This is a genomic window from bacterium, from assembly GCA_020440705.1.
Taxonomy (GTDB): Bacteria; Krumholzibacteriota; Krumholzibacteriia; order LZORAL124-64-63; family LZORAL124-64-63; genus JAGRNP01.
The window spans coordinates 1-13,933 of record JAGRNP010000106.1 but is presented as its reverse complement, the minus strand read 5'-3'; the positions used below and the strand labels follow the sequence as shown (position 1 = coordinate 13,933).

Genomic DNA, 13,933 nt, shown 5'->3' with positions numbered 1-13,933 from the left:
GACGGGCCTGAGCCCCGTCGAGGACACGCCGAGCATCCAGAAGGCCGGCGGCTTCCTCGCGAAGGCCATCGCCCCGAACCCGTTCAACCCCCAGACCGAGATCAAGTTCGTCGTGAACCGCAACGAGCTGGTCCAGCTGAACATCTACAACATCCGTGGCGAGAAGGTCCGCACCCTGGTGCAGGGCAGCCTCAGCCCGAACGAGTACAGCTTCGTCTTCGACGGCCGCAGCGACAATGGCCAGACCCTGGCCAGCGGCGCCTACTTCGCTCGCCTGCGCATCGGCAAGGAAGTGGTCCAGGTCCGTCAGATGATGCTGGTCAAGTAGAGTCCGGCGCGTCTCATCGCGTTATGGCCCGTCGGGGCGGCTTCGGCCGCGCGGGCGGAACACGGAGAACGCGATTCCCCCGGCAGCTTCGGCTGCCGGGGTTTTTTTCTGCGCATCGGTCCTGGCGTCTGCGCATGTGGGGTCAACAGAAGGAAAATCCCCCCCATCGGAGGCCCAACATGCGATCCCCCTGCACCCCGACCCCGCGCCGCATCCTGACCATCCTGCTCCTGCTCATCCTCGGCCTTTCCCTGGCCGGCTGCAGCGGCAGCGACAACCCCGCCGCCCCCGCCGACGGCGGCGGCAACAACGGAGGTGGCGGCGGCGGCGGCGGCGCGATCCTCACCCCCACGTCCCTCCGGATCACGAAGATCTCGGTGAGCAATTTCGGCGACAAGAACGGCGGCGTGTGGGACCTGAGCACCAACGTCTCGAACCGCCGGGCCGACCTGTACGTGACCCTCGGCACGGGCACGTCGACCAACGCGCCCATCTACGTGTCGGACGTCGTGGAGAACGCGTTTCCCGGCGCACCCTACGACTTCATCAGCTCTGCGGCGGGCGTGGGGCTGCCCAAGACCTTCGGCGCCCAGCGGCGCGCCTACATCACCCTCTGGGACGAAGACGGGCTGTCGGCCGACGACGAGATCGGCAACTTCTCCTTCGATCCCCTCGACCACTACGAGAACGACAACAGGGCGGGCTTCTACGAGGTCTTCTTCGGCACCAACAGCACGAAGGTCAGCGTGACGGGAACCTGGATCTACTAGGCTGCCGCGACCACGCGCGCTGCTCCTCGCCCAGCCGTCGGACCGCCCGGTCCGACGGCTTTCCCCTTCCCCTGGTTCCCATCAGCGGAAGAGCGCCTTGAGGCCGCCCCAGCTCGTGCGGTCGGTGGCGACCGACATGTCCCACAGCTGCAGGTCGGTGCCGTTGACGTCCAGGTCCCGCACAAGTCCGACGCCCGGCGCGTACCACGACGTCCGCACGCCCGTGCCCCAATCGCTTGCCACGACCACGGCCTCGAAGGTGCCCGCCCGGACGGTGACGGGCTCCGCGTCGCCGGTCACGGTGACCGAGTAGGTGTACCCCTCAGAGCCGGGCTGGAGCTCGCCGTCGAGATAGCGGTCGATGGTCGTCGCGTCGGACCACGACATGCCGCCGGTCGGCGCGGCCGGAAGCAGGCGCACCGGCGGCGTGAGGATCTGGTCGTACACCGAACCGTCCGTGCCGAAGGTGCGCCAGCCGTGCAGCATGAGGTCGCCGGCGGGGGTCAGGTCCACCATCGTCCACCGGCGCGATCCGATGTTCCAGTAGTTGTACTCCTCGATCGCCGTCACGGCGGCGGCGCCGAAACTCGCCGGCCCCTGCACCAGCGTGTACCGGTCCTTGGCGATCCCGGCGGTCGTGTAGTTGCGCACCGTGCCGGTGGCGAGAGGGAAGAGGGGATGGTCGGCGGCAAGGGCCGGCCTCGGCAGCGCGGTGACGGTCAGCAGGAACAGCAGGACGGACAGACGGCGAGCGGCATGCGAAAGGGGCATGATGGTCTCCCTCCAGGAAGATCAGGCATGCCCCTTGGTCAGGCGATCAGGGTAGGGAACCGGGGGCCGTGGGTCAACCCCGCAAGGCGCCTCTACCACAAGGCGAGCTCGGCCAGGACGCCCAGATCGACCCCCAGCTTTCCGCCGGCGTTCTCGAACCCCGGCTTCAGCATCACGAAGCCCGCCAGGTCGATGGAGAAGCGGCCGCCGAGATGGAACAGGCGTCCGGCCTGGAAGCGCAGACCGGGCTTCACGTAGGACGCGCGCTCCAGGGCCGCGAAACCGATCTCGCCGTAGAGGCGGCTGCCCGGGTCGACCATCCCCGCCGACAGCCAGAGGGCCGACTCGCGCCAGACCAGTTCGCTCATCCAGCCATAGTAGGGGTCGGCCGGGGGAGGAAATGTCTCGATGGCGAGGTTCTGCTCGGTGGTGGAGCCGAGCCCCACGTACCAGGTGCGGTAGACGCGCCGCCGCACCGAGACCGTCAGGGGCGCCACGGTCTCGCTTCCCGGGAAGTCGCCCGCCACGCTGGACGCCACCGCCACCCCCGCCCCCATCCACCAGGTGAAGGGCCAGGGCGAGACCTCCAGGTCGCCGAGGGTGGGTTCGGCTTGCCAGACGCCGGTGTCGCCGATCTCCGGATTCGTCACCGACGGAGGCGCCGCTGACGAGGCGGCGGCGCCCATGATCTCGTCGCGCCGATCGACGCCGCCCCGGTCGAGGGCCCGCACCACCGCGTCGGCCGGAAACTCCCTGCGGGCGCCGTCGGCCCGGATCACCACGAAGTGCCGGGTGGCGGCGCGCCAGGCAAGGGCGACGTCCCGCAGCAACGCGCCGTCGGACAACTCGACGGTGAGGTCGTGGCGCCAGGGCGTCAGGCCTTCCTCCGGGGCCACGGCCGCCCGGGCCCCGCCGGCCGCCGTCAGCAGTAGGACCGCCGCGACCACCAGGGCCCGACCGCGGCAACGGCTGCACTTGATGTCCATGCTTCCCCCTCGCCGGGCTTCCCGTCCCGTCAGAACGGCTGCCCGATGGTTTCGCAGACCCACTTCACGAGGGGCGCGCCGGCCCGGCAGATGCCCGCGAACCCGGCCATGAAGTCCGGGCCCGTGACCTGCTGCTGGGTCAGCGGCGCCACGGCGGTGAAGTCCTTCAGCTTGAGCACCTCGACCAGCGGATGGTCGGGATCGTAGCCGCGGGGCGCCCGCTTCAGCATTTCGCCCCGGACGCGGAAGGTCGCCGCGAAGGCCTTGTCGCCCACGACGGCCCGCCACGAAGCCGGGTCGCGGGCCACGCGGTCGCGCAGCAGCTTCAGGGTCGGCGTATCGGGTCGCCACAGGCCCACGCCGACCCAGTTGCTGCGCGGTTGCAGGTTCAGGTAGAACCCCGGCGTGTGGGCGTCCTGACCCGCGAGGTGCGGAAAGTAGATGCCGGTGTGGTCCTTGTAGGGGCTCTTGTCCTTGGAGAAACGCGTGTCGCGGTGGATGCGGAACACCGAACCGCCCTGCGGCCGGGGATCGGCGCGGAAGTGCGGGCTGATGCGGTCGAGGTGCTGGCCGAAATCGGCGACGAAGCGGAGCGCCGGCTGCTTCACGTCGGCCTCGTAGCGGTCCTTGTTCTCCTTGAACCACGTGCGGTCGTTGTGGGCGGCCAGGTCGGACATGAATCGGAAGAGGGCGGGCGTGAAGGCCCGGTCGGGCGTCGCGGTGCGGGACATGCGCAGGGCTCGCTTTCCTGGGGATCGGTCGGACGACAATCGGACGATGATCGGACATCGGCAAATGCCGACAGCAGGCGGCCGGGGATTCCGCTGCGGCGCGATGGTACCGGTTCGAGCGGCGAGCGTCCACCCCGTCGGCCCGGATCACCGGTCCGGACGACCGGTCCGGGCCACCGATCCGGACCGGGACGCTCTTGATTCCACCCCCCGATCCCGGGTATCATGGACGGACCACCCTCCGCGGACGGAACCCGCACACAGAACACCCCGACCCGGCCGCGGCCCCGCGCCCACGGCCCGAGGAATTCCATGCGCACGCTCGGCCGCCTGTTCCCGACCGCCCTGTTCGCCGCCCTCGCCCTGCTCGCCGCCTGCGGCGACGACGAGCCCGCCGGCCCGCCGGACGGCCCCACCGGCCCCACCTGCACCAGCGTGGCCTGGGATTCCCTGCTCACCGTCGATGCGGCGCAGCTCTCGACCTACGGCCTGTTCGTCTCGCCCACCGACCCGACCACCGGCGCCGCCGACACCGGTCTGCCCTACGAACTGACGACGGCGCTGTTCACCGACTACGCCAGCAAGTACCGCTTCGTCTTCGTGCCCTGCGACTCGGTCGCCGTGTACGACGACCGCGAGGCCTTCGACTTTCCGGTGGGCACGGTCCTGGCCAAGACCTTCGCCATGCCCGCCGACACGGCGGTGCGCGGGCCCGGCAACGAGACGATCATCGAAACGCGCCTGCTGATCCGCCGCGCCGCCGGCTGGGTGGCGCTGCCCTACGTGTGGCGCGACGACATGAGCGACGCCGACCTGGTCACCACCGGCGCCGGCCGCCCGATCTCCTTCGTGCACGACGGCACCGGGCGCAACTTCACCTACCGGGTGCCGACCCAGGCCGAGTGCGCCGGCTGCCACACCCTGGGCGGGGAGATGTCGCCCATCGGGCCCAAGGCCCGCAGCCTCAACCGCGATCTCGACTACGGCGAAGGCCCCCTCAACCAGCTGACGGCCTGGACCGGGCGCGGACTGCTGGTCGGCGCCCCCGCCGATCCGGCCGCCGCGCCGGCCACCCCGTCGTTCGGCGACGACCTCGACCTCGCCACCCTCGATACGGAGACCGAACGCGACCGCTACGCCAAGGCCTACCTCGACATCAACTGCGCCCACTGCCACCGGCCCGACGGCGCCTACGGCGACCGGACGCCCTACTACGAGTACTGGCGCCCCTTCGACCCGGACACGGCCACCGACGACCACGGCCTGTGCCGGGTCATCCAGCCGGGCAACCCCAACGCCTCGGGCCTGCACGTGATGATGAACATCGGGCTGATGCCGAAGATCGGGACGGAGCTGAAGCACACCGAGGGCCTGGCGCTGATCGACCACTGGATCGCGGGGATGTCCCACACCTGCCCCTAGCGGGAGCGGGCCGGGTCGGCGTGCGGGCGATGCGGGAGAAACGGCGTCGCCGGGATCGCGCCGGCCGCGGCCGGCCGGCATGTCCCGGCACGTGAGGGCTATTCGAGCAGCAGCATCTTGCGGCTGAGGTCGACGTCGCCGTTGCGCAGACGGTACAGGTACACGCCCGAAGGCACCGGCCGGCCGGCGGCGTCGGTGCCGTTCCACGAGGCCACGTACTCGCCCGCCACCAGCACCTCGTCGACCAGCGTCCGCACGAGGCGGCCCGCGGCGTCGAAGACCTCGAGCCGGGTCGGCAGGTCCGAGCGGTCCACGGCATAGGCGATGTCCGTGCGCGGGTTGAACGGGTTGGGCGCGTTCTGGGCCAGACGCGCGGTGTTGGCGGCGTCCGGCACCGGGCTCGTGGCCCCGATGATGCGGAAGGCCGACCCGCCGTCGTAGTCGAGCACGTACAGCTCACCGAAGCCGTCCTGGCCCAGGGAAGCCACCGTCTGGTAGCCCAGCGGCGGCGACATCTCGGCCGAGTGGTCGATCACGGTGCCCACTCCGCCCGACTCGGTCCAGTCCAGGCTCCAGATCTGGCGGCTGCAGTAGTCGGAGAAGAAGAAGCGCCCCTGCAGCGACGGCAGGTTGCTGCCGCGGTACACGTAGCCGCCCGCGATGGCGCAGCGCCAGAGGCTGCCGCCCGAGTGGGTGTAGGCGTAGGCGGGCTCGTCCAGACCGAGACCCTCGCAGCCCGACGAGGGGACGTGGCAGTTCGGCCCTTCCATCAGGCGCCAGCCCCAGTTCTCGCCGCCATCCGAACCGGCGGGCTGGATGTTGATCTCCTCGTACTGGTCCTCGCCCACGTCGGTGATGTAGAGATCGCCCGTGAGCCGGTCGAAGGAGAATCCCCACGGGTTGCGCAGGCCGGTCGACCAGATCTCGTCGAGCGGGGCGCTGCCCACGTAGGGGTTGTCGGCCGGGATGGCGTAGCCGGTGGCCCCGCTCACGTCCAGCCGCAGCATCTTGCCCAGCAGCTGCTGCATGTCCTGGGCGCGGTTGCCGGGATCGTTGCCGTACTCGCCGTCGCCCAGCGAGACGTACAGCATGCCGTCCGGACCGAACTCGATGTGCCCGCCGTTGTGCTCGGTGCCCGGCTGCGCCACCGTCAGGATGACCTCCTGCGACGCCGCGTCGGCCTGGTCCGGATCGCCGGCGCTGACCGTGAAGCGCGCGACGTTCAGATCGCCCGCGAGGTCGGTGTAGCACACGTAGCAGCGTCCGCTCGTGGCGTAGTCCGGGGCGAAGGCCAGGCCCAGCAGGCCGCGTTCGCCTTCGGTCGTGGTCTGTCCCGTCAGGTCCAGGTAGGTGTCCAGCTGGACACCCTGCTGGTCGAAGACCCGCACCAGGCCGGCGCGCTGGGCCACGAAGAGCCGCGCGTCACCCTCCGGGGCGACGAGGCGCACCGGCCGGTCGAGGCTCGAAATCGCCTCGACCACGGCGGCCTCGGCGGTCGCCGTCATCGCCAGCGCCGCCGCGAACAAGGTTCCGATGATGCTCCTGCGAATCATGTCCGGATTCTCCCTCCACCCCGGCGGCGGTGGGCCGCGGGGTCTGGTTCCGTGGACCGCGGCCGTCCCGTCGGCCGGCAGCCCCTCACCCAACCTGTTTCGAGACACAACGTTATTTTAGCATGGTCAGATAATTTAGACAAGAATACTCTTTTTTGCCACCCCATGGGATCCCGCGCCCCTTGACACGATTCAATCGTGCGTTTAATATTTGCGATTGAATCAATCGATCGAAACACGCGTTTCGTTTTCAACTCCAAGCGGGCCAACGGACGGACAGCGCCATGACCCCCGAATCCCCCCTTCCGGCAGCCGACGAGACCGTCGATCGCTCCCCCAAGGAGCGCCTGCTCGACGCCGCCGAGGCGCTCTTCGCCGAGCGCTCCTTCGACGCCGTCTCGGTGCGCGAGCTCGCCGCCGAGGCCGGCATGAACGTCGCGGCGGTCAACTACCACTTCCAGGGCAAGGAGAATCTCTTCCGCGAGGTGGTCATCCGCCGCTTCACCGCCCAGCGCGACCGCACCCTCGCCGGCCTCGACGCCCTGCTCGACCGCACCAGCGGCCGCCCCCGCGTGGACGACGTGATCCGGGTCGTGGTGCACGAGTACATGTCCGGCGCCCTGGCCAACAGCTTCCTGACCGTCATCACGCGCGAGATGGGCAGCGACTCCCACGCCCACGCCCACTTCTTCCGCGAACTGGTGCGACCGGTCTTCGAGGCCATCAGCCGCAGCCTGCACGCGGCGCGGCCCGGCATCGCCGACGACGACATGCCCTGGTTCATCGCCAGCACCATCGCCCAGGTGCACCACTTCATCCTGCGCCGGATCAAGTACGAGGCGAGCGCCGCCAACGACGAGGCCCGCACGATCATGCTCCAGGCCTTCCCGATCCTCGGTGCGGACCGCGAGACCTACGTGGCGACCGTCACCGACCGCATCACCCGCTTCACGGCCGCCGCCATCGACGGGCTCTGCCCCGAGGAGGATTCATGACCGCCAAGTCCCTCATCCTGACGCTCGCCCTGCCGGTCCTCCTGGCCGGTTGCGCCGTCGGGCCCGACTACGAACGGCCCGACCTGTCGGCCCCGCCGCCGGCGCAGTGGACCGGTCAGGCCGCCGCGCGCGAGGAGCAGCCCCAGCTCGCCGGCGCGGCCGAACGGCCGACCCTCGCCGGCGCGCTGCCCGACTCGGGCGCCGGCGCCGCGTGGCGCTGGTGGTCCGCCTTCGGCGACACCACCCTCGACGCCCTGGTCGACGACGCGCTGGTCTACAACAACGACCTGGTCGCCGCGGCCGGACGGGTGCTCGAGGCCCGCGCCCTGCTGGGCGGGGCGCAGTCGGCGCGGTGGCCGACGGTCGAGGTCGGCGGCACCGCGAGCCGCGCCAAGACCAGCGCCAGCCAGCTCCAGTTCCCGGTGCCGCTGCACAACGACGCCTTCGACGTCTCGGCCACCGCGCGCTGGGAGGTGGATCTCTGGGGTCGACTGAGCCGCGGCAAGGAGGCCGCGCTGGCCACCCTGGTCGCCAGCGAGAGCGATCGGCGCGCCGTCGCCCAGGGCCTCGTCGCCGAGGTGGTGCGCACGTGGCTGCAGATCCGCGAGCTCCAGCTGCAGGTGGCCCTGACCGCACGCACCGTCGCCAGCTTCGAGAACAGCCTGGCCACCGTGCGCGACCGCTACGCCCGCGGCCTCGTCTCGCCCCTCGACGTGCACCTGGCCGGCCAGAACCTCTCGGCCGCCCGGGCCGCCGAGCCCCGCTTCAACCAGCAGTTGAACCAGGCGCGGCGGCGTCTCGAGATCCTCGTCGGGCGGTATCCGGCCGGGACCATCGTCGCCAGCGACCGCGAGGATCCGGACGGCGGCGGCTACCTGCTCGTCGCGGCCATGCCCGAGCCGCTCGGCCCCGTGCCGGCCGGCCTGCCGAGTGAGCTGCTCGAGCGCCGCCCCGACCTGCAGGCCGCCGAGGCGCGCCTGCACGCGTCGGTGGCCCGGGTGGGCGAGGCCAAGGCCCTGCTCTATCCCCGCCTCAGCCTGACCGGCAGCTACGGCACCAAGACCCGCGAGTTCGAGGACCTCTTCAAGTCCGGCACCGACGCCTGGTCGCTGGTGGGCAACCTGGTCATGCCCCTGATCAACCGCGGCGCCAGCAAGGCCCAGATCGCCGCCGCCGAGGCCCGCGCCGAACAGGCCACCGCCGCCTACCGGCAGACGGTGCTCGAGGCCTTCGCCGAGGTGGAGAACGCCCTCGACCAGGACGTCTTCCAGTCGCGCCAGGAGCGCTACCTGGCCGAGTCGGCCACCCAGGCGCGCCGCTCGGTCGAACTCGCCGAGGACCGCTACCGCCGCGGCCTGGACAACCTGCTCGTGACCCTCGAATCCCAGCGCCGGCTCTTCAACGCCGAGAGCCAGCTCCTGACCACCCAGCGCGAGCGCCGCTCGGCACGGGTGAACCTGATCCAGGCCCTGGGCGGTCCGTGGGAGACCGCACCCGCCCTGAGCCTCAACGACCCGTCCGGAACCGCTGCCGAAGGAGTACGCCCGTGAGCCCCAAGACACTGCGCAACGTCGTGACGGCCGTCGCCATCCTGGTCCTCGGGCTGATGGCGACCGGCGTCCTGATCAAGATGGCCAGGAAGCCCGAGCGGAAGACGCCGCCGGCGTCGCGGCCCGTGGTCGCCGTCATCACCGTCCCGGAAGAGGCGACGCCCGTGCAGATCCGCAGCTTCGGCTCGGTGCGGGCCAAGCGGTCGGTCACGATCGTGCCGCAGGTGAGCGGCGAGGTCCTGGCCAAGTCCGCCGCCTTCGAATCGGGCAGTTTCATCACCGCGGGCGAGGTGCTGCTCCGCATCGACGACACCGACTACGTGATGGCCGCCGCGACGGCGCGCTCGAACGTGGCCCAGGCCGAGGTGAATCTCGCCATGGCCGAGGAGGAGGCCGCCGTCGCCGTGCGCGAGTGGGAGCGGCTGGGCGGCGAGGGCACGCCCTCGGACCTGGTGCTGCGCAAGCCCCAGCTCCAGCTCGCCGAGGCCGGCCTCGAAGCCGCACGGGCCGCCCAGGCCCAGGCCGAGGTGAACCTCTCGCGATGCACGATCCGCGCCCCCTTCGACGGGCGCGTTCTCGCGGCCGACGTCGACGCGGGCCAGTACCTGCGGGCCGGCAACCCGGTCGGCACGGTGTACGCCACCGACCTAGCCGAGGTCGTGGTCTCCATCGCCGACGCCGACATGGCCTGGATCCAGGTGAGCGCCACCCCCGACCCGGCCGGCGTGCCCGTCGACGTCAGCGCCGAATTCGGCGGCCGTCGCCACCACTGGGCGGGCCGGGCCGTGCGTCTCGGCGGCGCCGTCGACGAACGCAGCCGGCTCGTGCCGGTGGTCGTCGAGATCCCCGATCCCTACCGCCGCGACGGCGATCGCCCCGCCCTGGTCGAGGGCATGTTCGTCGAGGTCCTCTTCAGCACGCCTCCGGCCGCGGGCTCGGTGGTCATCCCCCGCGCGGCCCTGCGCCCGGACGACGTCGTCTGGGTGGTCGGCGGCGAGGGCCGGCTCGACGTGCGCGGCGTCACCGTCGCCCGCGCGGACGCCCGGCAGGCCGTCATCGTCGCGGGGCTCGCACCGGGCGAGCGGGTGTGCACCAGCAACCTGCAGTACGTCACCGACGGCATGCCGGTCCGGGTCGAGGGCGATCCGGCTCCGGCCGGCCGCGGCGGCGGCCAGCCGGGCGAAGGCGCCGGCGGCGCGGCGGCCGACGCCAAGGACGGTGGCAAATGAACGGCCTGATCCGCTGGTTCGCCCACAACCACGTGGCGGCCAACCTGCTCATGCTCGTGATCATCGCCGCCGGGCTGATGAGCGCGGCCGGCATCAAGCAGGAGGTCTTCCCCGAGGTCGAGATGGACATGGTCACGGTCCAGGTCCCCTACCTGGGCGCCACGCCGTCGGAGGTCGAGGAGGCCATCTGCGTGCGCGTCGAGGAGCAGGTGCAGGGCGTGGACGGGATCAAGAAGATCACCTCGAGCGCCGTCGAGGGCATGGGCACCGTCACCATCGAGCTGCAGCGCGGCACCGACAAGCGCAAGGCCCTCGACGAGATCAAGTCCGAGGTCGACCGCATCATCACCTTCCCGGCGGAGACCGAGAAGCCCATCGTCACCCTCGTCGAGGCGCGCAACCAGGTCGTCGACGTCGTGGTCTACGGCGACGCGACCGAGCGCACCCTGAAGATGCTGGCCGAGAAGGTGCGCGACGACCTGCTCGCCCTCGACGGCATCACCTACGTGACCATCAGCGGCACGCGCCCCTTCGAGATCTCCATCGAGGTCGCCGAGCGCGACCTGCGCGCCTACGGCCTGACCCTCGAGCAGGTGGCCAACGTCGTGCGGGCCAACAGCCTCGACCTGCCCGGCGGCAGCGTGAAGACCGAGGCCGGCGAGATCCTCGTGCGCACCCAGGGCCAGCGCTACACCGGCGAGGAGTTCGGCCGCATCGTGGTGATCACGGCCCCGGACGGCACCGAGGTGACCCTCGACCGCATCGCGAAGGTGAAGGACTCCTTCGAGGACGTCGACGTGGGCTTCCTCATGGACGGCCAGGCCGCGGCCACGATCAAGGTGTACCGCACCGGCGACGTGGGCGTGCTGAAGGTCACCAGGGCGGTGAAGGAGTACGTGGCCGGCATGCAGAACCAGCTGCCGCCGGGCGTCGACCTTAGCTACTACTCCGACCGCTCGGAGATCTACAAGAGCCGCATGAACCTGCTGCTCAAGAACGGCGTCATGGGTCTCGTGCTCGTGTTCCTCGTGCTCGCGCTCACGCTGCAGTTCCGGCTCGCCCTGTGGGTGAGCCTGGGCATCGCCATCAGCTTCTGCGGGGCCTTCTGGGTGATCCCCATGTTCGGGGTCTCCCTCAACATGATCTCCATGTTCGCCTTCATCGTCTCGCTGGGCATCGTCGTCGACGACGCCATCGTCGTCGGCGAGAACGTCTTCGCCCTGCGCGAGCGGCGGCGCCCGGCCCAGGAGGCGGCCACCCTCGGCACCCTCGAGGTGGGCAATCCGGTCGTGCTGGCCGTGCTGACGACCGTCGTCGCCTTCCTGCCCCTGGCCTTCGTCGAGGGCACCATGGGCAAGTTCATGTACAACATCCCGGTCGTCGTGATCGCGATCCTCTCGTTCTCGCTGATCGAGTCGCTGCTCATCCTGCCGGCGCATCTTTCGACGATCAAGCCGCTGCCGCCCGAGGGCGCGCCCACCCACGAGGGCCCCTATGGCCGCTTCAAGAAGGCCATCGAGGACGGCCTCGAGCGGTTCGTCCAGGGCCCCTACCGCTGGAGCCTGGAGTACGCCCTGCAGCACCGGCCTATCGTGCTCGCCGTGGCCACCATCACCCTGACCATCACCATGGCCATGTTCATCGGCGGCCACATCAAGTTCACCTTCATGCCCAAGGTCGACGCCGACAACCTCGTGGCCGGGCTCACCCTGCCCCAGGGCACCACCGTCGAGGACGCCGAGAGGGCCGTCCGGCAGCTCGAGGACTCCCTGGACAAGGTGCTGGCCGAGTTCGAGCAGGGCCGCCCCGAGGGTTCCCTGCCGATCATCCGCCACGTGGCGACGTCCATCGGCTCGCAGCCCTTCACCGAGCGGGGCGTCGGACGGGCGTCGGGCTCGAGCGCCGGCGGCGCGCACCTGGTCGAGGTCAACGCCGAGCTGCTCAAGGCCGAGTACCGCAACATCCCCAGCCCGGACATGGCCAAGCGCTGGCGCGAGATCTGCGGCCCGGTCACCGGCGCCGTCTCGCTCACCTTCACCGCGAACCTGTTCCGGGGCGGCAAGCCGGTCTACGTGCAGCTCTCGTCGCCCAATCCGGACGACCTGGTCGATGCGGCCCAGGAGCTGAAGGGCCAGCTCGCCGGCTTCGACGGCGTCATCGACATCGCCGACAGCTTCCGCGAAGGCAAGGTCGAGATGAAGCTGAAGCTGAAGCCCGAGGCCCGCACCCTCGGCCTGACCCTGTCCGATCTGGCCCGCCAGGTCCGCGCGGGCTTCTATGGCGCCGAGGTCATGCGCATCCAGCGCGGCCGCGACGAGGTGAAGGTCATGGTGCGCTACCCGGACGACGAGCGGCGCTCCCTGGGCGACATCGAGTCCATGCGCATCCGCACGGCCGCCGGCGACGAGGTGCCTTTCGGGCGCGTGGCCGCGGTCGAGATCGGGCGGGGCTACGCCAGCATCGAACGGGCCGACCGCACGCGCATCGTCTCGGTCACGGGCGACATCGACCAGGACGTCACCAACGCCGAGGAGATCAACGCGGTGCTGCGCGAGGAGATCCTGCCCGAGCTCATGACGAAGTACGCCGGCCTGCGCTACACCATGGAGGGCGAGCAGGCCGACCGCGCCGAGAGCATGGCCAGCCTGAAGAGCGGCTTCATGCTGGCGATCCTCATGATCTACGTGCTGCTCGCGGTGCAGTTCAAATCGTACAGCCAGCCGGTGGTGATCATGTCGGCCATCCCCTTCGGCCTGGTCGGCGCCGTGTGGGGCCACGCCCTCATGGGCATCGACCTGACCCTGATCAGCATGTTCGGCGTCGTGGCCCTGACCGGCGTGGTGGTGAACGACTCGCTGATCATGATCGACTTCATCAACCGGGCCCGGCGGGCGGAGAAACCCCTGCACCAGGCCCTCGTCGACGCGGGCCTGCGCCGCTTCCGGCCGATCCTGCTGACCTCGGTGACGACCTTCGCCGGGCTGCTGCCCCTGCTGCTCGAGAAGAGCCTGCAGGCCAAGTTCCTCGTGCCCATGGCCACGAGTCTCGGCTTCGGCGTCATCTTCTCGACGTTCATCACCCTGATCATCGTGCCGGTGCTGTACAGCCTGCTCGAGGAGAGCAAGAACCGCATGGGCCTGGAGACGGATTACTCCGAGGCCGGCGGCAAATACGGCAAGCTGCCCGACTACGACTGACCCGCACGGCGACGTCCACCGTCCCACCGCGCCTCCCGCCCCGGCGGGGGGCGCGTTTTTGTCGCGCTGGTCACCGCCGGTCCGGGCGTTGGGTGGCTGTGACCCCGGCGCGCCGTCCGGACCCCGCCCCCGCGGCCGGCGCGCCCGCCCCCTTTCCCGGAGCGATCCCATGCCCAAGATCCTGGCCCTGACCGTCGTGGTCGCCCTCGCCGTCCTGCCCGACGTCGCCGCCGCCGGCGCGGCGCAACCCGATTCCACCGCAACCGCCGCCCCGAACGCCGTCCCCGCCGACTTCAGCGGCGCCTGGCGCCTGAACCCGTCCCTGAGCACCGTGCCCACTCCCGCCGCCACCGGCCAGGCCCCCGCGGGCCCGGGCCGTGGGGGCGGCGGCGGTCGGGGTG

General features: G+C 70.6%; 12 protein-coding genes. 8 read left to right on the top strand and 4 right to left on the bottom strand.

Annotation, left to right across the window (positions count from 1 at the left end):
• On the top strand, nt 1-328 hold a 328-nt coding region (locus KDM41_14045; GenBank protein MCB1184547.1), incomplete at its 5' end, for a T9SS type A sorting domain-containing protein.
• A gap of 179 nt (nt 329-507) precedes the next feature.
• The gene (locus tag KDM41_14040; GenBank protein MCB1184546.1) at nt 508-1,098 is read left to right on the top strand and encodes a hypothetical protein; all 591 of its coding nucleotides are present in this window, start codon (nt 508-510) and stop codon (nt 1,096-1,098) included.
• Between the two features lie 81 nt (nt 1,099-1,179).
• Here the strand turns inward: KDM41_14040 and KDM41_14035 are convergent, their stop codons facing one another.
• From KDM41_14035 to KDM41_14025, 3 genes are all read right to left on the bottom strand, one after another.
• Nucleotides 1,180-1,869: a hypothetical protein gene (locus KDM41_14035; GenBank protein ID MCB1184545.1), complete on the bottom strand. Its 690-nt coding sequence runs from the start codon at nt 1,867-1,869 to the stop codon at nt 1,180-1,182.
• Nucleotides 1,870-1,961: 92 nt separating this feature from the next.
• A complete protein-coding gene (locus KDM41_14030; protein ID MCB1184544.1) occupies nt 1,962-2,855 on the bottom strand; it encodes a hypothetical protein in 894 nt (297 codons plus the stop codon).
• A gap of 29 nt (nt 2,856-2,884) precedes the next feature.
• Nucleotides 2,885-3,586: a DUF2461 domain-containing protein gene (locus tag KDM41_14025; protein ID MCB1184543.1), complete on the bottom strand. Its 702-nt coding sequence runs from the start codon at nt 3,584-3,586 to the stop codon at nt 2,885-2,887.
• Between the two features lie 312 nt (nt 3,587-3,898).
• Between KDM41_14025 and KDM41_14020 the strand changes: the two genes are divergently transcribed.
• Nucleotides 3,899-5,008 carry a hypothetical protein gene (locus tag KDM41_14020; protein ID MCB1184542.1) on the top strand — a complete coding sequence of 370 codons (1,110 nt, stop codon included), beginning with the start codon at nt 3,899-3,901 and terminating at the stop codon, nt 5,006-5,008.
• A 98-nt stretch (nt 5,009-5,106) separates the two neighbouring features.
• Here KDM41_14020 and KDM41_14015 read toward each other — a convergent pair whose 3' ends face one another.
• Nucleotides 5,107-6,561, bottom strand: a complete 1,455-nt coding sequence (locus KDM41_14015) for a PQQ-dependent sugar dehydrogenase (protein ID MCB1184541.1) — start codon at nt 6,559-6,561, stop codon at nt 5,107-5,109.
• A gap of 284 nt (nt 6,562-6,845) precedes the next feature.
• Here KDM41_14015 and KDM41_14010 point away from each other — a divergent pair, with 284 nt between their 5' ends.
• The 5 genes from KDM41_14010 to KDM41_13990 form a co-directional block, all read left to right on the top strand.
• Entirely contained in the window at nt 6,846-7,556 is a 711-nt protein-coding gene (locus tag KDM41_14010; GenBank protein ID MCB1184540.1) for a TetR/AcrR family transcriptional regulator, read from the top strand.
• Nucleotides 7,553-9,106 (top strand): efflux transporter outer membrane subunit, encoded by a 1,554-nt coding sequence (locus KDM41_14005; protein MCB1184539.1) that lies wholly within the window; start codon nt 7,553-7,555, stop codon nt 9,104-9,106. Before KDM41_14010 ends, KDM41_14005 begins: the two co-directional genes overlap by 4 nt.
• The gene (locus KDM41_14000) at nt 9,103-10,335 is read left to right on the top strand and encodes an efflux RND transporter periplasmic adaptor subunit (protein MCB1184538.1); all 1,233 of its coding nucleotides are present in this window, start codon (nt 9,103-9,105) and stop codon (nt 10,333-10,335) included. The genes KDM41_14005 and KDM41_14000 overlap by 4 nt, the downstream gene beginning before the upstream one ends.
• Nucleotides 10,332-13,532 (top strand): efflux RND transporter permease subunit, encoded by a 3,201-nt coding sequence (locus KDM41_13995; GenBank protein ID MCB1184537.1) that lies wholly within the window; start codon nt 10,332-10,334, stop codon nt 13,530-13,532. The genes KDM41_14000 and KDM41_13995 overlap by 4 nt, the downstream gene beginning before the upstream one ends.
• A gap of 169 nt (nt 13,533-13,701) precedes the next feature.
• Nucleotides 13,702-13,933, top strand: a 232-nt coding sequence (locus KDM41_13990) for a hypothetical protein (protein MCB1184536.1), incomplete at its 3' end; no start/stop codon positions are given.

What these genes read in the sequence shown, in the direction of transcription:
- KDM41_13995 (MCB1184537.1), top strand. Translation starts at nt 10,332, where the DNA reads ATGAACGGCCTGATCCGCTGGTTCGCCCACAACCACGTGGCGGCCAAC.
- KDM41_14010 (MCB1184540.1), top strand. Translation starts at nt 6,846, where the DNA reads ATGACCCCCGAATCCCCCCTTCCGGCAGCCGACGAGACCGTCGATCGC.
- KDM41_14020 (MCB1184542.1), top strand. Translation starts at nt 3,899, where the DNA reads ATGCGCACGCTCGGCCGCCTGTTCCCGACCGCCCTGTTCGCCGCCCTC.
- KDM41_14030 (MCB1184544.1), bottom strand. Translation starts at nt 2,855, where the DNA reads ATGGACATCAAGTGCAGCCGTTGCCGCGGTCGGGCCCTGGTGGTCGCG.
- KDM41_14025 (MCB1184543.1), bottom strand. Translation starts at nt 3,586, where the DNA reads ATGTCCCGCACCGCGACGCCCGACCGGGCCTTCACGCCCGCCCTCTTC.
- KDM41_14005 (MCB1184539.1), top strand. Translation starts at nt 7,553, where the DNA reads ATGACCGCCAAGTCCCTCATCCTGACGCTCGCCCTGCCGGTCCTCCTG.
- KDM41_14040 (MCB1184546.1), top strand. Translation starts at nt 508, where the DNA reads ATGCGATCCCCCTGCACCCCGACCCCGCGCCGCATCCTGACCATCCTG.
- KDM41_14015 (MCB1184541.1), bottom strand. Translation starts at nt 6,561, where the DNA reads ATGATTCGCAGGAGCATCATCGGAACCTTGTTCGCGGCGGCGCTGGCG.
- KDM41_14035 (MCB1184545.1), bottom strand. Translation starts at nt 1,869, where the DNA reads ATGCCCCTTTCGCATGCCGCTCGCCGTCTGTCCGTCCTGCTGTTCCTG.